Origin of the sequence: Sphingobium sp. MP9-4 (assembly GCF_005281675.1) — a bacterium.
Lineage (GTDB): Bacteria > Pseudomonadota > Alphaproteobacteria > Sphingomonadales > Sphingomonadaceae > Sphingobium > Sphingobium yanoikuyae.
On the sequence record NZ_LUFI01000050.1, the window covers coordinates 22185 to 41466 of the forward strand.

Sequence of the window (19282 nt, forward strand, 5' to 3'; positions counted from 1 at the left end):
GTTCAGGCCTCCACCGGCTGGAAGAGGCCCTTGTCGGCCTCGGGATGCGGCATGGTCTGCGGACCGCCGATGCCGATGCCCCACTGGTCCATCACCTTGGGCCCGGGTACATGGACCTGTGGCTCATGTGCCTCGAAATTGACCTCCTCCAGTTCTGAAGTGTATTCGACGGCAAAGCCGGCGGGCGTTGTGAAATAGCTGAACGTGTTGTTGCCCGCCGTGTGCCGGCCGGGCCCCCAGCGAATGTCGGTGCCCTTCTGGCGCAGTCGATTGATGCCGACCATCATGTCGTCGACGCTCAGCATGTCGTAGGCTACATGGTTGAGACAGGGCGGTCCCGGAAGGATGGCCAGACGGTGATGGGCTGCATTGCAGCGCAGGAAGCACATGAAATCGCCCAGCCAGTCGCTGACTTTGAAGCCCAGCACATCGACGAAGAAGCGCACCAGACCTTGATGATCGGGCGAATGAAGGACGATGTGGCTGATTTTCTGCGGTACGCCTTCCCAGCGATCAAGCACCCGTGCCGTACGCCGCTCGACATCACTGGATATCTCGAACGGCAGTCCGTCTGGCGAGAAGAAGCGAAAACCGTAGCCGCCCGCCAGAGTGGCCAGGTTGCGAGGCGGAAAGATGATCCGACAGCCTGCAGCGACCACCTTGTCATGCAGCGCATCGACATCGGCCTGGCTTTCGGCTGCAAGAGCGATGACATCGACGCGCCGATCGTGGTTCTCGCGCAGGCGCACGACAAAGGCTTCATCACCGCCATCGGCCGCGAAATGGACCATGCCATCCTTCTCGCCGACGTCGACCAACTTCCATTGATCGGCGTAAAAGGTCCGCTCGGTAGCCAGGTCGGGCACGCCGTAGCCGACATAGCGAATTTCAGAAACGCGGCTCATCAGAAGACTCCTTGGGTAGATGCATGGGACGCGGACTGCCGCCTCAGATCGGCTCGGCGATCATCTCGAACATTTCGTGGGTGGCGGCCGCATTATCGACCGCCGGCCCCTTGCCGATCTGGCCGTGGCAGATGGCGAGGCTGGCCCGCACAATATAGGCGCACCGCTCGAAGCGGCGTACATGATAGGCTTCAAACGCCGTCTCGAGGTCGTCATGTCTGGAAAGCTCGTCGGCGAGGACGAGGCTGTCCTCGATCGCCATGCCCGCGCCCTGGCCCAGGTGCGGCGTGGTCGCATGGACCGCGTCCCCGAGCAGGACGATCCTGCCCTTGTGCCACGGCCCTTCGACCAGCAGGCCTTCGAGCGGACGATAGACCACGGCGCTGTCCTGCGTGATCTGCTGTGCCAGCGCCTGAATGGCCGGCGCGGTCCCCGAAAGCTTGGCGCGCATGGTCGCTGCCAGCCCTTCGAGCGGATAGCGCGGATTGTCCGGTTCGGGCGTGGTCGCGTACATATACATTAGCGCGTCGGAAATGGGCACGAGGCCGACACCGGTCGGCCCGTTATAGACTTGCAGCGCATCCAGCCCTGTGGGGCGTGGGAAATTGTAACGCCATACCGACTGGCCGGTGAACTGCGGCTTTGGCGCATCGGGGAAAATGAGGTCGCGCGTTTGTGAATAGACGCCGTCAGCCCCTACAATCAGGTCGTAGCGCTCGCTGCTGCCGTCCGAGAAGTCGACAGCCACGCCGTCAGCCTCGTCGACGATGCGATCGGCGGTCACGCCAAGGCGAACGGTCGCACCGCTGGCCAATGTGCGATCACCTAGAACCTTGTGGAGTGCGGGCCGACCGATGCCGACATTGGCGGGCTTCCCCTCGACCAGCCGGGGTGAAGGGACACGGGCGACCTGCATCCCATTGGGGAGGAATATCTCGATCGCGTCGAAGCCGACTCCTGCGGACAGATAATCGTCCAGCAGGCCAAGCTGCGCCATCGCGCGAACGACGTTGGACTGTTGGATGATGCCGACGCCATAGACAGACCAGTCGGGATCCCGCTCGATCACATCTACCTGGTGCCCCTTTGCGCGAAGGGCAATCGCAGCCGTCAGGCCCCCGATACCGCCGCCAATAACCAATATGCGCTGCGCTTCCAAGCTTTCCTCTCCTCCGATCTGTTATGGGAGAAGTGTAGGCCGCGCTTTTGAATATCAAAATTCGATTGTTTGGATCGAAATTTATCCATCTTGTGGATGGGTTGCGACCCGACGCAGTTGATCGCGAAGCCAGTTGAGCCCTTCGTCAGCCGCGCGCGTCTGATGGAATTGGACAAGTTCCTGCATCACCGGGAAGGCAAATGGCATTGGCGTCGATATCAGGGGAAAGAGGCGCATCGCTGCCCGTGCGAGGCGTTCATGCATGACTGCCAGGCGCTGGGTTCCCACCAAAAGCCACGGAACGGTCGTGAACGACGAGGTCGATATCTCGATCCGGCGATGCTTGCCCATCAGAGCCAGATGCCGATCGGCAAAGGCGATATTGGACCGGGAACCAATGGCGACACCGACATGGCCTGCGCCCAGAAATTGCATTTCGTCCATTGGAGTCTGGAACAACGGATTTTCGTTCCATCCCACGACCACATGCTCTTCCTCGAACAGCAATTCCGTCGGATGATCGGCTGAGAGAAATTCGCGTGGACTGATCATCAGATCCGCCTTGCCATCGCCGATCAGTTCGGGGCTGTGCTGGTCAGGCGAGATCAGTTGCAGCCTTACGCCGGGCGCCTGCGTGGCCAGGTCCGCCATCAAGGGAGCGACAAGCGCCGTGATCACATAGTCGGACGCGATGACCCTGAAAGTCCGCTGCGAGGTCGCAGGATCGAAGGAGGCCGATGTCGCGAGCAGCGTTTCGATCCCTCCCAGGCATTCGCGCACCAGCGGCGCTAGACTTTCCGCAAAGGCGGTGGGGTACATGCGCTTGCCATGGGTCACCAACAGGGGATCACCGAAATAGTCACGCAGTCGGGACAGGGCTGCGCTCATTGCAGGCTGGCTCAGATGCATTTGCCGTGCAGCACCTGACACCGAATGCGTCTGCATGAGCCCTTCGAAGACAGCCAGAAGATTAAGATCGAGACCGCGGAAGCGCATGATCCATCCATATCATGATTGGATAACGATAAGATCAAACGATTTAACCTATGGACCACAACTGATCTACTCTTTCCTCACAGATGCGTCGGCATAGGCGCACATCAGGAGAGGAGACAGGCATGAAAGCGGCCCTACTGGCGACAGTTGCAGCGATATTGATCCCGGCTGCACCGGCCCTGGCGCAGAACCAGGAGAGCGGTGAGGCAGTGGAGGCCGAGGCGTCGGGCATCGCCGACATCATCGTTACGGCACAGCGGCGTAGCGAAAATCTGCAGAAGGCCGCAATTGCCGTCAGCGCAGTGGCCGGCGATACGCTCGTCAAGCAGAGCATCACGCAGGCCAATGATCTGACCCGCGTCGTGCCAGCGCTCCAAGTGGCCCCGGCCGCATCCTTCACCCAGATCTATCTTCGCGGCGTCGGCACCTTCGGCGCCAATGCCTTCGCGGAACAGGGGGTCGCCTTCAATCTCGATGGTGTCTATCTGTCCCGCCCGGCCGCACCGGCCGGCCTCTTCTACGATCTTGAGCGCGTCGAGGTTCTCAAGGGCCCCCAGGGCACCCTCTATGGTCGCAACGCCACCGGCGGCGCGGTCAACGTCATCACCGCCAAGCCCAAGCTTGGCGAAACCTCGGGCTATATCAACGCGGAATATGGCAATTACGACGCGCTGAAAGGATCGGCCGCTCTCAACCTGCCGCTCGGCGAGAAACTCGCCTTCCGCATTGCGGGGCAATATGTGAAGCGCGACGGCTATTATAGCGATGGCTATGATGACGAGGATACCCAGGCCGTCCGCGCCCAATTGCGTGGCGAAACTGGCACTGGCCTCGATGCCACCTTGTCGGTCGATTATGCGCATGTGGGCGGAATGGGATCGGGCGGCACGATCATGCCACTGCTCGACGGAAAGCATCGGCTCGGCCCCAGCGATCCGCGCGTGATCGCGGCGTACGTTTCGCGTTCGCCGACGCCCCCGGTGCCGCAGGCGATCGCTAGCGACGATGGCTATCAGGACAATGAGTTTTTTGGCGCAGCCCTCACGCTCAACGCGGATCTCGGCTTTGCGACGCTGACCGTCGTTCCCGCCTATCGCAAGACGGATCTCGACTTTCGCTCCTACGCCTCGAGCTTCCTGATCGATATTCAGGAGAAGTCGAGCCAGATGTCGCTCGAGACCCGGCTGGGTGGGCATAGCGGCCCAGTTGAGTGGGTCGTTGGCGGCTATTATTTCGCCGAAGATGTGAGCGCCCGGCAGCGGTTCGACCAGGCGAGCAACGGCACCCGAATCAACTCGGAGCTGAATACCGAAAGCCTCGCCGCCTTCGGCCAGGCAACGTTTTCCGTAACCGACAGATTTCGGCTGACAGGCGGACTTCGATACACGACCGACGGAAAGCGGCAGGCAACCGAGGCGCATACGCTTCCATTCGTCGGTTTCGTCAATCCCGCGCAGGGCAACTTCACCCCGATCATCCTCGATATCGTCAGCTATCCGCGTACCGACGTGGATTTCAACAAGGTCACATGGAAGGCCGGCGTCGAGTATGATGCCGGACCGCGGTCGCTGCTCTACGCATCGGTTGCCACTGGATTCAAATCGGGCGCGCTATTTGCGGCGACCGGGCGCAACTACTCCGCGCCGGAAAATATGACTGCCTACACGATCGGCTCGAAGAACCGCTTCTTCGACAACAAGGTCCAGCTGAATGCGGAAGCGTTCCTCTGGAAATATAAGGATCAGCAAATCTCGCATCTGGGCCCGGTCCAGATTGCCAGCACGCCGGCGGGCGCGATCTATGGTCCGGTCTTCACCACCGAGAATGCGGGGAAGTCGACGATTTACGGCCTTGAACTGGAGGCCCTTTTCCAGCCGACGAGCAACGACCAGTTTTCGGCCAACATCCAGTATCTGCACAGCAGATATGATGAGCTGACCTATCAGGCCTATTCGACGACCGGCACGGCCCCGGTCATCGGCTGCACGGTGACGCCCACCAGCCAGATCGGCGCCTCACCGGCGGCCCGCATCTATGATGTGGATTGTTCAGGCCGACCGCTGGTCAACGCGCCTCGATGGGTGTTCAATCTGGGCTATGAACATAGCTTCCAGCTTGGCGATCATGGCAGGCTGATAGCGGCAGCCGACACGCGGATCGAAACCTCGCGCTATCTCTCGCTCGATTTCCTCGAGCTGGGGCGGCAGGGGTCCTACATGATGTCCAATGCGCGGCTCACCTATGAAAGCCCGTCGGGCAATCTCTCCCTGACCGGCTTCATCAACAATATCGAGAATGAGCTGGTCTTCGCCAATTCGCTGCAGAGCCCGGCAAAGCCAGGGGTGATTTACAATCAACTGCGTCCACCCCGCACCTATGGTGTGCGCGCTGGCTTCCGGTTCTAACCAATCCAAGCCCGCTCGCGCGCCCTCATTTGGCCCGCGCGAGCGCCAGGAGAATGATATGGGTACAGAGCCAGGCACCACTTTCCGCAGGATTGTTACCGGGCATGACGCAGGTCGGCGATCGCGCATCGCCAGCGATGCGCCGCCGGTCCGGGTTTTCGACGATCTGGGAGAGGAGGGCCTGGTGTTCCACGAAGTCTGGAATACCGGGCAGACACCAGCCATCCTTGACCGGACCGACGCAGAACCTGAAGAATCGCAACTATTGTTGGCGCCGCCGTCGGGCGGGACCCGCATCCGTGTGCTCGACATTCCGCCGGAGCAAGCCGCGGCAGATTTCGATGCCGTGTTCGAAGCGATTGGCGGCAGCGACGCACATGTCGGCAAGACATCCGTTCGACATGCCAGTTTCCATCGCACCCGTTCAATCGACTACGGGATCGTGCTTTGGGGCAGCATCACGTTGATGATGGATGAAGGCGAAACCGTTGCCCATGCCGGCGACATCATCATTCAGCGTGGCACCAATCATGGCTGGATCAACCGTTCCGGCGCACCCTGCCGGATCGCCTTCATCCTCATTGACGGCATCTTCTGCGACGATCTGGCATGACTCTGCTGGTCACCGGGGCATCCGGATTTGTCGGTCGCGAAGTGGCTTGCCTGCTGGCCGATCAGGGTGGAAATGGCGTTGTCAGGCTGACGGATCGAACCGAGCCCCCCATACCGATCGGCAGCGGATTTGAAGCGGTCGCTTTCGACCTCGGCGACACGGAGCATCTCGACACGCTGCTTGAAGGAGTCGATCGCATCATCCATCTCGCTGCCGTCCCCGGCGGTGCGACGGAGCAGGCGCCTGCATTTGCGCGCCGCATCAATGTCGATGCCCCGCTCGCCATCCTCGAGTTTCTGGATCAGGTCGGGCGCCCTTGCCGCTTCGTCTATGCCAGTTCGATCGCAATATTGGGGACGATAGCTACACCCGTCGATGATGAGACCGTGCCTGTGCCCGCCACCCTCTACGGCGCACATAAGCGCATGATAGAGATCGCGCTGTCGCAATTTGCGCGTCGAGGGAGCGTCAGAGGTATCGGACTGCGTCTGCCCGGTATCGTTGCCCGGCCCATGGGGCCAAGCGGTCTTGCTTCCGCCTTCATGAGCGAGCTCTTCCATGCGGCGCTGGAAAGTCGGCCGATGACCTTGCCCGTGTCGGCAGATGCCAGCATCTGGATATTGTCTGCGCGGCAGGCAGCCTGGAACCTGGTCCATGCGCTCCATTGCGACATCGAGGACGGCATAAGCCTGACCTGCCCGGCCCTGCATGTAACCATCGAACAATTGGTCCAGCAGCTGTTTTTAGACCCGGCGCAGGTCCGTCATGCACCTGATCCTGAGCTTCAACGCCTGTTCGGATCCCAGCCGGCCCTCACGACGCCATCAGCGACCAAGGCCGGCTTCCGGGCCGACGAAAGCCTTGAGGCGCTGATCGCTTCGGTGTTTGCCTCGATCTGCGCGCAAGCGCCCTCTATCGTCCGATAGCGCCGCCCGCCGGCATGGACGGATCACGGCCGAGGAAGAGTTCTGCCACGAGGCTGCGAAACCAGACGATTGCCGGATCGCGATCGACACGTCGATGCCAGAATTGCTGGAGGCTTATCAGCGGCGTTTCGAATGGCGGCGGCAATAGCTTGAGTGGCGCCATAGTGGCGAAGATGGCAGCAACGGCATGCGGCACGGTCGAAATGAGGTCGGACCCAGCGACAAGCAGCGGAACGCTCATGAAGTGGGGCGATTGAAGCTGGATACGGCGTGATAGGCCAAGTTGCTGCATTCGAATTTCCACCAGTTCCTGGCTCCGTCCCTTCTGCGAAACCAGGATATGGCCCAGCCCGAGAAATTGCTCGAGCGAGAGCGCGTCTCCGACCTCGGGATGATCCTTGCGCACGATGCAGCTGAAGGGGTGCTCGAACAATGTCTGGCACAGGAAGTTGCTACCCTGAAGATCCGGGAAATAGCCCAGCGCCATATCGACCGTGCCGTCGGACATGGCCCGCTCCAACTCGTGGGGCGGCATGGAGTGGGAGCGTAAGGTCGCGCGCGGTGCGCGCTCTTTGAGTACCTCCAGCAAGGTCGGCAGGAAGACGAGTTCGCCAATGTCGGATGTGCTGATCGAAAAGCAGCGTTCCGCATGGATCGGATCGAAGATCGGCAGCCCCAGCAGATCTGCGTCGACCATCTCCAATATGCGCCGGACCGGTTCCCGCAATCGGTCGCCCATGGGGGTTGGGTGCATGGCGTTACCGATCCGCACCAGCAAATCGTCTTGAAAAAACTGTCGTAGCTTGCCGAGCGCGAAGCTGACGTTGGGCTGGCTCATGTTGAGCCGTCGTGCGGTCGCGTGAACTCCGCGTTCCTCGAGCAGCGCATCCAGCACCACCAGCAGGTTGAGGTCGAGTCTACGGTAATCCATGAAACTGATCCGATAGATAGATATAACTAGTTATATCGATTGGCTGGCGGTGCGCTAGGCTTCCTGCAGAATTATACAGGAGAGCGATGTGAGCGCGCAGTCGGGGCCAAGGGTCGGGTCATCATTCCTTTACGACGTGTGGTATGTCGCCGGTTGGGGCCATGAATTGCAGCCAGGGTGCCGGACCTCCCGAACAATATTGGGGCAACCGCTTGTGTTGTTCCGCACCGAACGCGGCGACGTCTCAGCGCTCGAGGATCGCTGTTGCCATCGGGCCATGCCGCTGAGCGAAGGCACAGTCGTGGGCGAGAGCATACGTTGTCCCTATCACGGCCTAGAATTCGGTACGAACGGCGCCTGCGTTCATATCCCTGCACAGGACAAGATACCCAGCACGGCGCGTGTTCGTCATTTCCCACTGGTCGAGAAAGACGCCCTTCTGTGGATCTGGATGGGGGATGCGAACAAGGCAGACATCGCCACCATTCCCGATCATCCCTATCATCGGGATCCAGCCTGGGCCTGGCGGAGCGCCCATTATGATGTGCAGGGCAATTGGCAACTGCTCGTCGACAATCTCATGGATTTGTCGCACTTGCCCTATATCCATCCCTTGACCATCGGCGGCGATCCGGAACTGCATTTCAAGACGCCTACGATATCCACCCGACTGCCCAACGGTGTTCGCGTCGAGCGCAAAATGCCGTCCTCAGTCCCCCCGCCGACCTATGTGGCCGCGGCGGGCTTCAAGGGACTGGTCGATCGCTGGCAGGAAATCGAGTTCCAGCCGGTCTTCATCCGCATTCATACCGGTGCATGCGACGAAGGGACCGGTGCCTATGATGGCGATCGATCCCATGGTCTCTCGATGCTCGGTTTTCACGGCATCACCCCGGAGACCGAGACGACCACCCATTATTTCTGGTCGATGGCGACAAACATCATACGAGATGACATTCCAGACCTGGTTTTCGAGCAGACGGCGCGTACCTTCAAGGAGGACCAGGCCGTTCTGGAAATGCAGCAACGTCGCATTGCGCTAGAGCCAGGGCGGCAGCTTGTCGACATTGCGAGCGATGTTGGAGGCCGGCAGACGCGCCAGTTCATCCAGCGTCTGTTTCGGGCCGAACAGGAGGGAGAGGCCGTAGTTGCCTGAGGGCTTGGGGGAAATGCGATAATGCAGCTATCCCTCCCCCTATTTCTCTATCGGTACGCGCATCTTCTCCATCCGCCCATCGGGCGCTGCCAGACGCATCATCTCTCCAAGAAGAAGGATAGCATGTTCGGTTTCGGCTCGATGCGGTAGATAGCGGTCCGCAATAGACAGGCCGCGCACCGACCAGACCATCAGGCGCATGACAGTTCTGGCAAGCGTTTCATCGCCGCCAAAGGCGCCCCGCATCACGGTGAGAGCCGATTGCTCGACCTCCTCCTGCATGGGGACAACGAGCTCGGCGAGTTCAGGATCGCTACGGGTCGCCTGAAGGATTTCAAGTACCGCCATGCCGGGAGGGCGGCTAAGGACTGACCAGAGCAATCTGGGCCAGTCAAAAAGATTGTCGCCCATTCCGGTGCGCACGCGGGTGTCCTCATATTCAGCCATTTCATTGTCGAATACGTGACGCACCACCTGTGCCATCAAGGTAGCGCGCGTGGCGAAATGATGCAGCATCGCTCCTCGGCTGACACCGGCCCGCTGGGCGATCAACGTCGTGCTGGCACCGGCATAGCCATAGTCCCCGATTGAAGCGATGGTAGCCTCTATGAGGGCCAGCCTAGTCTGGGCGGTCCGTTCCTCCTGAGTCCGCCTGACCTTGGGTTCTGCTCGATCCATTTTCTTCCTTCGTCACCGGTTGCCGACCGCCAGGCGTCCACAACCATCCTCTCTTATCTATCGCACTTGATCGCATGCATAACAAAAATGGATCGATATCCATACAAACAATCAGGATTGACTGTTTTTATGGCAAAGACCAAAGCGGTGGGCAAGTGCAGGAAGCGCTGCGCAAAAATAGGGAGGATGAAATGCGGAAGGCACTGTTGTTTGTTGGCGCGAGCCTGATCTCCTGCGCTCATGGAGCCTACGCACAGGAAGCCGATCAGAGCGAAGGTGTGACCGACATTGTCGTAACCGCGCAACGCCGCGCCGAACGGCTTCAGGATGTTCCGGTCAGCGTAACGGCGCTCGGCGGCGATTCTCTCAAGTCGCGCAATCTCAATGACCTGACCCAAGTCGCGCTGGCTGCGCCCAGCCTGCAGGTCGGGAATGACAACAGTTTTGCCATTCGCGGGGTCGGCACCCAGGCCTTTGCAACCACCATCGACTCCAGCGTTGCCACCGCATTAGATGACGTCAATCTCGGCCGCCCCTTCCTGACGCAAGGGCTTTTCAACGACGTCGAGCGGGTCGAGGTGTTGAACGGGCCGCAGGGACTGCTCTTTGGCAAAAACGCCTCGGCAGGCCTGCTGAACGTCGTATCGACACGCCCCAAGATTGGCAGTTTCGGCAGCGAGACCAACCTGGAGCTCAACAATCGCACGACGCCTGGCAGCGATGCGCAAGCCTGGTCCGTGATTGCCCGACAGACGGTCAACATCCCTGTCGGCGACTCTGCGGCCTTGCGGATAAACGGCACATATTCTGTGGAAGAGCCGGGCACCAATTTCGTCGGCACTGGCGGTGTCCGCAACGACCTGGATCGCAAGCAATATGGGGTTCGCGCCAAATATCTCCAGGAAATCACGCCTGAGCTCGAGCTTTACGTCATCGGTGAATATGCCGAATCTCACGGTGTCGCGGGAATCTATGACCGCACCTATCGCGAGCTTGGCGAAGGAAGCGTCAATGAAGCCCCGCTTGCCGCATCCAGCATCGTTGCAGGCGACAAGAATTTCACCTTCGCAGGCGACGGTGGATATTGGCGCGACCTGAAGCTGGGCGGCGCTCAGGCCTCGCTCTCCTACACCGCGGACAGTGGCCTCGTCGTGAGCAATATCTTCGCTTGGAAATTCTATAATTTCGATGCCCAGCTCGATACCGACTTTACCAACAGCAACGGCGCGAACATCAACTATTCCCATGCCGACTATGATCAGTTTTCGAACGAACTGCGCGTAGCCCTGCCGGCCGGGAACCGCCTGACGGGACAGGCCGGCCTCTATTATTTCCATTCCACGATCGATCAGCGCAGCCAGATTGCCGGCAACAATTACCTGCCCGAATTCCTGCTGCCCACATTCCCCTTCTGCGTCGGCGCCGCTGCAGTGCCCGGCGCCTTCCCGCCCACCTGCTCGGTCAGCAATGACTATTTCCTCGGACGCGACAATCGCTATCGGATGAAGACCGACAGCTACGCTGCATTCGGGCAGTTGACCTATGCCCTGACGGACGCGCTGAAGCTCTTCGCCGGCGGCCGCGTAACGCGCGACGAAATCAGCATCGATCTAGACCAGAATCGCGGTGCCTATTTTGTTACCCTGGGCGTGCCAGGCGCGATCGCACAATCCTATGGCCATACCGATTTCAGCTGGCGCGCCGGCGGCCAATATCAGCTGGCACGCGATGCGATGATCTATGCCTCCTATGGTCGCGGCTATAAGGGTCCCGGTTTCAATGACACCGGCGCAACCGCAACGACCTCGCTGCTGGTCAAGCCAGAGAAATCGAACACGGCTGAAATCGGCGCCAAGACCAGCTGGTTCAACCGTCGCCTGGTGGTGAACGCGTCGGTATTTCACACCAAGTTCAAGAATTACCAGACCCAGTCGCTCGACACCCAGTTGCAAAGCTTCGTGGTCCAGAACGCGGCATCCGTGATCAGCAAGGGCGTCGAGCTGACCGTCAATGCCAATCCTTTCCGGGGGCTGTCGATCAATGGATCGGCGACGTTCCTCAGCTCCAAATTCAAGGATTTTGCGGGCGCTGAATGCTATCCGGGGCAAGCCGACGCCAGCTGCACGGTGAGTGGTTCATTTAACGCCGGCGGCAAGCGCACGCCGACCGCGCCGAAATTCACCTCGTCTCTCCAGGCCAGCTACGAGTTCCAGACGGACGGAGCCGTGCATCCCTTCATTGAGGGCAACTGGTACCATCGCACTCCGATCAACTATCTGATCAACCAGGCGCCGGGCGCTACCGTCCCGACGACCGATCTGATCGGGGCGAGTGCGGGCGTGCGGATCGACAATGGCATGCGCCTGTCGATCTTCTGCAAGAACTGCACGAACGAATATAATCCCAACTTCATTGGCCTGGATTCCGGCGATGCGATTTCCGGCGTTGCGACCTATCAGCAACAGTTCGGGTTCGATTCCGTGCGCACCATCGGCGCCAACATTCAGTTCCGCTTCTGAGGATGGATGCCATGTCCTTTGCACTCTCCCGACGCTCCATGCTTCAGCTTGCCGGCGGGAGTCTTGCGATGACGCTCGCCGGTCCTGCGCTCGCTGCGCGTCGCAAACTTCGTCCTGACTTTCTCTGGGGGGCAGCTACCGCAGCCCACCAGGTAGAAGGCAATAACATAAACAGCGACAGCTGGGTCATGGAGCATCTGACGCCCAACAGCTTTGCCGCGCCGTCCGGCGACGCCTGCGACAGCTATCATCGCTGGCGCGAGGACATGGCGCTCGTCAAGCAGATGGGCCTTAATTGCTATCGTTTCGGCATCGAATGGTCACGCATCGAACCGGAACCGGGAGAATATTCCAACGCCGAACTCGATCATTATCGCCGCATGGTGGATGGTTGCGTCGAGCTGGGTCTAAAGCCCTTCATCACCTATTCGCACTTCACCGTCCCGCGCTGGTTCGCAGCAAAGGGCGGGTGGGAAGAGCAAGCGAATGTGGATCATTTCCTGCGCTTTTGCGAGCGGGCCGCTAAGGCGCTGGGCCCCGACTATGGTCATGGTCTTACCTTCAACGAACCCAATCTGGCCGCCCAACTGTCATGGCAGCCCGGTTTTCGCGCAACGATGCCTTATTTTGCGCAGGCGTCGGCCGCTGCCGCCAAGGCGGTAGGAAGCAACCGCTTTTCATCGACGCCTATTTTCGATGCCCGGCGCGCCGGCTCAATTCAGGCTGATGCGCATCGCCGTGCGAGCGAAGCGATCAAATCCGTGCGCCCCGACCTCAAGCTGGGGTTGAGCCTGGCGGTCGCTGATGAGCAGTCCGCTCCTGGAACAAGCTGGCTTCAGCGCAAGATCGAAGAAGTCTATGCGCCTTGGTTCGATGCCGTGGCCAAAGATGATTTCGTTGGCGTGCAGACCTATGGCCGGGCCGTTGTCGGCAATGACGTCGACTTGCCGCCAGCGCCCGGCGTGGAACTCACGCAAACCGAAATGGAATTCTATCCCCAGGCGCTCGAAGCCACGGTGCGCTGGGTGTCCAAAGCCACAAATCGTCCGATCATCGTCACTGAAAATGGTGTGGCGACCGGCGATGACGGCCGCAGAGTAGCCTATATCGACGGAGCGCTTGCGGGCCTTTCGCGAGCGATCGCAGATGGCGTGGATGTTCGCGGCTATATTCATTGGTCGTTGCTCGATAATTTCGAGTGGAACAGGGCCTATACGGCACAGTTCGGACTGGTAGCGGTCGATCGGAATAGCTTCCGCCGGACGCTTAAGCCGAGCGGCTTGCATCTTGGCCGGTACGCGCGAGACAACAGTATCTGACCCGAGCCCTCGCCCGATGCATATTGATTTCTCAAGGAACTGCTCATGCCCATACTCGATCGTCGCTCCTTCATGGCGACCAGCGCATTCTTGGGCTTGAGCGCCAATCAGGCGCGAGCCGCATCGACGCCGCGGTTCGGCGCAGCGCAGCTGCGTACAGCCATGCGATCGAACCCGATCGGGATCGATGATCGGCGCCCCAGCCTGTCCTGGCAGCTCATCGGCCCTGATGGCACGATGCAGTCGGCCTATCGCATTCTCGTTGCATCCAGTTCAGCTTTGCTTGGGCGCAATGTCGGCGACATATGGGATAGCGGTCGCATCGCGAGCGCCGGCTGTACCGGCATCCAATATGAAGGCAGAGCCTTGCGCTCGCGCGAAACCTGCCACTGGAAAGTGCAGGTCTGGAATGAAGAGGGCCATCCAGGTTGGAGCGACCCAGCCTACTGGGAAATGGGACTTCTCGAGCCGAATGACTGGTCGGGAGACTGGCTCGCCGCAGAAGATGCCGTCGAGCGTGACGATCGGATCAGCGGTGCCAAGTGGGTAGGGGGTAACGCCCCCGCGCCCGACAAACCACGCAGCTTTCGCCTCGCCTTTCGCAGCGACGCCGGCGAAGCACTGCTGACCATTTTCGGTGATGGGGTGATGTCGCGGCTGATGCTTGACGGCAAGCCGCTTGCCTTGCCCGAGCGGGACCCGAACGGCTTTGGCGGCGCGCCCGCAACACGCCTAGCATTGCGGCTCTCGGCCGGTGAGCATCTGTTAAGCCTCGACATCGCTCCTGCACCGGGCTTCTTCATCAAGCCATTCGTCTCGATTGCCGGACAGATCCGTCTTCCTGCCTTGAATGGCTCGAATAAACGTTTGACCGGCGGTTGGGAAACCCGTCTGGGTGAGGAAGAACACTGGACGATCGCACCGCAGCTCGACACGCAGCCCAATTTCCCCTGGCCGCCGACGCCCGCCAGATTGCTGCGGCGCCGCTTCTCCAACGATGGTGCGATAGTCCGGGCCCGGCTCTACGCGGCAGTGCTTGGTGGCTATCGCCTGTCGCTCAACGGGCGCCGGATAAATGACGATGAACTGCAGGCCGAGCCCGTCAATTATGCCGTTCGCATTCCCTACCGCGCTTATGACGTCACCGGCTTGATCAAAAAGGGCATGAACTGCCTGGGGGCTATGATCGGCGATGGCTATTATGCGAGCTATCAGGCACCAGACGGGCGCTACGCATTTGGCGGCGCGCCACGCAGACTGCAAGCGATACTGGAACTGACCCGGTCCGATGGCTCGATCGAGCGGATCGCTACCGACGACCAGTGGCGGCATGCGGGCGCACCAATCTTGATGTCGGAGATTTATGCCGGCGAAGATCAGGATCTGCGATTGCAGTCGCTGGGTTGGGACCATCCGGCCTTCGACGATAGCAAATGGGACCAGTGCTGGACGGCGCCGGAACCGAGTTCCCCGATTTCGGCGGCACTTGCCGAGCCTGTACGCATCGTCAAGGAGCTGCGGCCGGTTACCATTCGCAAGCTTGGCGAGGCACGGCACATTGTCGACTTCGGCCAGAATTTTGCCGGCCGAGTGCGGCTTCAGATCAAAGGCGATGCCGGGCAACCCATCACGGTGCGTCATTCCGAAATCGTGTCCGAAAAGGGCGAACTGGACCGTCGGAACCTGCGGGCGGCAAGGGCCGAGGATCGCTACTGGCTGCGTGGCGAGGGGGTGGAGACGCTCGAGCCTGTCTTCAGTTACCAAGGCTTTCGTTATGCGGAAATCAGCGGGGTCAGCTCGTTCACTACTGACATGATAGCGGGCCTGGTCCTTTCGAGCGCCATGCCCGAAACTGGGACGTTTCAGATCAGCAGTCCGGACGTCCAGAAGCTCTGGCTGAACACGCTATGGAGCCAGCGCTCGAATTTCATGGGGATCCCGACGGATTGCCCGCAACGCGACGAGCGGCTTGGCTGGACCGGCGATGCCCAGATCTTCTGGGATGCCGCCAGCTTCAACATGGACGTGGGCGCCTATACACGCGCCTTTTCCCGGACGATGCGCGACGCGCAGGCCGGCAATGGCGCATACCCGCTCTGGGCACCTTCTCCACAGGGCCTGGGCTGGGGCACGGATAGCCCGACCCCAGGCTGGGCCGATGCCGGTGTCATGCTCCCCTATATCGCCTATCTTCACAGCGGCGATCGCACGATCGTCGATGAGAATTGGCAGGCGATGACCGCTTATGCGCGGGGCATCTTGGCAAAGAACCCCGACGGCCTATGGTCGAAAGGGCGCGGAGCGGACCTTGGTGATTGGCTTGCGCTTGATGCAAAGTCGCCGATGGACGAGACAACGCCCAAGGCGCTGATCGGGACTGCCATGCTTGCTCGTTCCGTTGAGCAGATTGCGCAGATGGCTGTATGGACGGGCCGTGCCGACGAGGCCATTACTTGGCGCGCGCATCATGAGCGGATCTGCAGCGCGTTCTCATCGGCCTTTGTCCGAGCTGACGGCACGGTCGGAAACGGCAGCCATTGCAGTTACATTTTGGCCCTCCGGCTCAATCTAGTTCCGCAGGCGCTTCGCGCGAAGGCAGCCTCTCTCCTGGCTTCGGACATTCGCAAACGCGGTACCCTGCTCACGACGGGGTTCCTGGGCACGCCGCTAGCGCTCGATGCGTTGGTTGACGTTGGCGAAAAGCAGCTCGCCTTCGACCTGCTGCTGCGCACGCAGTTTCCTTCCTGGGGTTATATGGCGCGCAAAGGCGCGACCACGATATGGGAGCGCTGGAATGGCGATACCGGCGACATCGCGATGAACAGCTTTAATCACTATGCGTTGGGCGCCGTGTGCGGATTCCTTTACCGGCGAGTGGGCGGTATTGAGCCTGTCGAACCGGGCTTCGCTCGGTTCCGCGTTGACGCTGTCTTTGATGCTCGCGTGCCAATGGTAAATATGAAACTGGTCAGCGTCTGGGGATTAATTGAGACCCGATGGGCTTGTCGGGCAAATGCTGTAACTCTTGAGCTGACAATACCTGCAAATAGCAGGGCGGATGTCGCGTTAGCTGACGGCCCGCGTACCGTGGGGCCAGGTCATCATCGATTTGAGATGTAGCCAACACATGGCGGCCCGTATCGCGCTGTCTGCGGATTTTTTGCAACCGCTCCTTTCAAGACATTCCGCCATGCAAAACCAGATCTCATGAATGACTGAAATGGAGCGTGTTGCTGCCCTCCGGCAGAATGATTCTACAAGTCCGTGAAGGACCGCTTTCCTGGGTGGGTTTCTCCGAAGGCGACAATGGCGAAAGTCCTATGTTTTGCCTCTTCTGGGCCGAGAGAATTCGGAGTTACACAATGATCGTCGTCACTCGATGGGTTGGTAACAAGTACGCAGTCACCTACCAGCTCCGCGGTGCTTCTGAGCGAGATGTTGAAGGTAGGCTAGATCATCCGCAATATGTTCAACATCTGGCAATTTTTTATCCGTCGGCTGTGGCGTTTCGTTCGCAATGTCGACCATCTTCTTCCTCGCAATTTGGGTTCCATGTGGCTCCTGCGAACGGATGGGCGTTTCCCTTGTTTTACGCTGCGAGGACCTGTCACCCATCGCAGATGGAGCAGCGATGAGTTGCTGGCCTTCGTAGAAAACCGAAAGGCCAAGACGGTTGGCTTCGATCCGGCACTGCTCGATAAATTCATGGTCACCGGTCAGATTTAAAGCTGAGCCGGGCCATTTTTGCGCAGCTAGCCTAAGCGCCAGCATGGTAGTTTCTCGCGAGATATTGAATGAGGCGATAGCCGCGCTGGATTCGGACAAAATGCGCCTGCCATCGATGTGATGGATGCGCAGCTTCGCGTCGCCCGAAGCGCTGTATGCGAAATTCTCGATTTGCCATTGGTTTGGCAAGATAAGCGCAGGCAATGTGACTGGGATTGCTGGCGGACAGCCTTCCGCATGCCAGCGGTCATGATCGAGTTGATTCGCGGCGATTGTGCGCCGGGCGTCCTCGAAGGCTTTTTTTATCTGCGCTTCCACCTCGTCCAGGATCATTTGGAGGCGTACTTCTGCAAGCAGAAGCTCGAGCTCACTGTCAGCTTTTATTGATTGGATCGTCCGCAGATAGGCCTCGCGCGCCTCTTGAAGCGCCTTTTTCTTCTTCTCATTCACCCGTTTACGCTCGCGGGAGTATGCCTCTTTGTACCTATCGTGGGGCGTCTGCTGCGCGAGCGGGCTTGGCTGATAGGGGCCAAATTTCTGCTGTAGAGCAGGTAGGCTGAACTGCCGACCAAGCGTCGATGGTTTGTAGCTTTTCTTGCCAACGATGAGCATCGCGCCACTACCTTTCAGGCAGTATCGCGCGTCTTGCAGTAACAAAAGATGGTGGAGTTCAAACCACGAATTCGCCGCCGACATGGCGGATGCCACAGAACTCAGTTCTGGTTCGATGTTATCAAACCGTGCGTTTGTTTTGGCATTACGTTTGTACAACCCAAGATGAGAGCCGTCCGCGCGACGAACCATTTGGCCGGTCTGCACATCGTATACGTCTCCGCCTTGCGCAGTATAAATAGCGTTGGGCTCTTTACTCCAGCCCTGCGCTTCCTCGATGACGGCAGCGAATTGGTGCAAACGATCAATTTCCCAACCCTCGGCAGGAAGGACCGGGCGACCGCTGATTAAATTAACACGGGTTACGAGAATATGTATGTGGAAATTGGATGTGTTCGAGTGCGCTGACCAGAGTAGTTGGCAATTTTTGTAACCCATCATGGCAACAAAAATCTCAATGACCTGTTCGATCTGCGCCGCGTCCGGTATTTCGCCTTTACGGAAAGAGACGACATAATGTTCGATTGGATCATGCGCATTCGGAGCGAGGTGAAGTGCGGCGGCCATCTCGCGCTGGATTTCCTGCAGCTTTGTGGACCGAAGATTGCGGCTGCCGGAGGCGGCCACCTTCTCCCCCGCCTCGGCATGTTCTCGCAACTCATTGTAGTGATCCAGCAAATAGGCTGGCAGCGCATGCGCCGCATGGCTCTCTGGCGTCGTGAGATCCAGGATGTAAGCGGCCGACATGTGTACCGCCGTCATGACATGATGGAGGTATCGCTTTTTCCGTCCGGCTTTACGGATGCGTTTGACAATCATCGAATATCAGTCCGCTGCAAGGAGGCGAGAGATGTGAATGTCTATGGCCTCGGCGAGTTCGGTCTGACCGAAGTTCGTGGCGCGATGGAGGGTTTGCAGAAGCGCAGCGAGGGCGGCAGTTCGGTGGTCCGTTGATGAAGCTCGTTGGAAAATGCGACGGCGGATATATGCGGCGCGGCTCAAGCCGGCTGCCATGGCGTCTGCTTCGATAGCGGCAACCTCTTTGTTAGTTAGTCGAATCGTGATTGGCACCGTTTTTTCGAAGTCTACCCCACTCATTTTGAACTACTCACTAGGTGCGAGAAGGCGGCCGCCGAGCACCGTGACGACCATGTGTACACGGTCCATCCTGCCTCGTTTTTTTGCCTCTGAGATGAGAAGGAAGTGAGATGCTGACTGTGAATCGGCGTGCAAAAAGAACCCCGTTAGCGGGGTGATCGGCGTCTAAAAGGGACCCCTCATTTCGATAGCTTACACAGTCGCGTGGAAGTTCATGCGGCGAGATCGGGATGTTGGTT

13 protein-coding genes are annotated in these 19282 nt (G+C 59.4%); 7 read left to right on the forward strand and 6 right to left on the reverse strand.

Annotated features, from left to right (window positions below; all coding sequences use genetic code 11):
* Window positions 1-2 precede the first annotated feature (2 nt).
* From A0U87_RS16865 to A0U87_RS16875, 3 genes are all read right to left on the reverse strand, one after another.
* The gene (locus A0U87_RS16865) at window positions 3-905 is read right to left on the reverse strand and encodes a VOC family protein (RefSeq protein WP_137405769.1); all 903 of its coding nucleotides are present in this window, start codon (window positions 903-905) and stop codon (window positions 3-5) included.
* 43 nt (window positions 906-948) lie between these two features.
* Window positions 949-2064 (reverse strand): FAD-dependent oxidoreductase, encoded by a 1116-nt coding sequence (locus A0U87_RS16870; RefSeq protein ID WP_137405770.1) that lies wholly within the window; start codon window positions 2062-2064, stop codon window positions 949-951.
* A gap of 81 nt (window positions 2065-2145) precedes the next feature.
* Entirely contained in the window at window positions 2146-3060 is a 915-nt protein-coding gene (locus A0U87_RS16875) for a LysR family transcriptional regulator (protein ID WP_137405771.1), read from the reverse strand.
* A gap of 122 nt (window positions 3061-3182) precedes the next feature.
* Between A0U87_RS16875 and A0U87_RS16880 the strand changes: the two genes are divergently transcribed.
* From A0U87_RS16880 to A0U87_RS16890, 3 genes are read left to right on the forward strand one after another with little or no spacing between them, the layout of a single operon-like run.
* Window positions 3183-5465, forward strand: coding sequence for a TonB-dependent receptor (locus A0U87_RS16880; protein ID WP_137405772.1), 2283 nt, complete (start codon window positions 3183-3185; stop codon window positions 5463-5465).
* A 58-nt stretch (window positions 5466-5523) separates the two neighbouring features.
* Window positions 5524-6078, forward strand: a complete 555-nt coding sequence (locus A0U87_RS16885) for a cupin domain-containing protein (protein WP_137405773.1) — start codon at window positions 5524-5526, stop codon at window positions 6076-6078.
* Window positions 6075-7004 (forward strand): NAD-dependent epimerase/dehydratase family protein, encoded by a 930-nt coding sequence (locus tag A0U87_RS16890; RefSeq protein WP_137405774.1) that lies wholly within the window; start codon window positions 6075-6077, stop codon window positions 7002-7004. The genes A0U87_RS16885 and A0U87_RS16890 overlap by 4 nt, the downstream gene beginning before the upstream one ends.
* On the opposite strand, the gene A0U87_RS16895 is transcribed toward A0U87_RS16890, so the two are convergent.
* Window positions 6991-7935, reverse strand: coding sequence for a LysR family transcriptional regulator (locus A0U87_RS16895; protein WP_137405775.1), 945 nt, complete (start codon window positions 7933-7935; stop codon window positions 6991-6993). The two genes, A0U87_RS16890 and A0U87_RS16895, sit on opposite strands and share 14 nt — an antisense overlap.
* Window positions 7936-8071: 136 nt before the next feature.
* Between A0U87_RS16895 and A0U87_RS16900 the strand changes: the two genes are divergently transcribed.
* Window positions 8072-9091: an aromatic ring-hydroxylating dioxygenase subunit alpha gene (locus A0U87_RS16900; RefSeq protein ID WP_240700583.1), complete on the forward strand. Its 1020-nt coding sequence runs from the start codon at window positions 8072-8074 to the stop codon at window positions 9089-9091.
* 39 nt (window positions 9092-9130) lie between these two features.
* Here the strand turns inward: A0U87_RS16900 and A0U87_RS16905 are convergent, their stop codons facing one another.
* Window positions 9131-9769, reverse strand: coding sequence for a TetR/AcrR family transcriptional regulator (locus tag A0U87_RS16905; protein WP_137405777.1), 639 nt, complete (start codon window positions 9767-9769; stop codon window positions 9131-9133).
* Between the two features lie 191 nt (window positions 9770-9960).
* On the opposite strand from A0U87_RS16905, the gene A0U87_RS16910 reads away from it, so the two are divergent.
* The 3 genes from A0U87_RS16910 to A0U87_RS16920 are packed head-to-tail and all read left to right on the forward strand — an operon-like array spanning window position 9961 to window position 16727.
* The gene (locus A0U87_RS16910) at window positions 9961-12288 is read left to right on the forward strand and encodes a TonB-dependent receptor (protein WP_137405778.1); all 2328 of its coding nucleotides are present in this window, start codon (window positions 9961-9963) and stop codon (window positions 12286-12288) included.
* Between the two features lie 11 nt (window positions 12289-12299).
* Entirely contained in the window at window positions 12300-13607 is a 1308-nt protein-coding gene (locus A0U87_RS16915; RefSeq protein WP_240700581.1) for a family 1 glycosylhydrolase, read from the forward strand.
* A 45-nt stretch (window positions 13608-13652) separates the two neighbouring features.
* Complete coding sequence (locus A0U87_RS16920; protein WP_137405779.1) at window positions 13653-16727, forward strand: alpha-L-rhamnosidase; 3075 nt, start codon at window positions 13653-13655, stop codon at window positions 16725-16727.
* Between the two features lie 282 nt (window positions 16728-17009).
* On the opposite strand, the gene A0U87_RS16925 is transcribed toward A0U87_RS16920, so the two are convergent.
* Window positions 17010-18764: a relaxase/mobilization nuclease domain-containing protein gene (locus A0U87_RS16925; RefSeq protein WP_137405780.1), complete on the reverse strand. Its 1755-nt coding sequence runs from the start codon at window positions 18762-18764 to the stop codon at window positions 17010-17012.
* Between the last annotated feature and the right edge of the window lie 518 nt (window positions 18765-19282).

Coding starts and splice junctions, on each gene's coding strand:
- A0U87_RS16915 (WP_240700581.1), top strand. CDS start 12,300: ATGTCCTTTGCACTCTCCCGACGCTCCATGCTTCAGCTTGCCGGCGGG.
- A0U87_RS16885 (WP_137405773.1), top strand. CDS start 5,524: ATGGGTACAGAGCCAGGCACCACTTTCCGCAGGATTGTTACCGGGCAT.
- A0U87_RS16910 (WP_137405778.1), top strand. CDS start 9,961: ATGCGGAAGGCACTGTTGTTTGTTGGCGCGAGCCTGATCTCCTGCGCT.
- A0U87_RS16865 (WP_137405769.1), bottom strand. CDS start 905: ATGAGCCGCGTTTCTGAAATTCGCTATGTCGGCTACGGCGTGCCCGAC.
- A0U87_RS16875 (WP_137405771.1), bottom strand. CDS start 3,060: ATGCGCTTCCGCGGTCTCGATCTTAATCTTCTGGCTGTCTTCGAAGGG.
- A0U87_RS16890 (WP_137405774.1), top strand. CDS start 6,075: ATGACTCTGCTGGTCACCGGGGCATCCGGATTTGTCGGTCGCGAAGTG.
- A0U87_RS16925 (WP_137405780.1), bottom strand. CDS start 18,764: ATGATTGTCAAACGCATCCGTAAAGCCGGACGGAAAAAGCGATACCTC.
- A0U87_RS16920 (WP_137405779.1), top strand. CDS start 13,653: ATGCCCATACTCGATCGTCGCTCCTTCATGGCGACCAGCGCATTCTTG.
- A0U87_RS16905 (WP_137405777.1), bottom strand. CDS start 9,769: ATGGATCGAGCAGAACCCAAGGTCAGGCGGACTCAGGAGGAACGGACC.
- A0U87_RS16895 (WP_137405775.1), bottom strand. CDS start 7,935: ATGGATTACCGTAGACTCGACCTCAACCTGCTGGTGGTGCTGGATGCG.
- A0U87_RS16880 (WP_137405772.1), top strand. CDS start 3,183: ATGAAAGCGGCCCTACTGGCGACAGTTGCAGCGATATTGATCCCGGCT.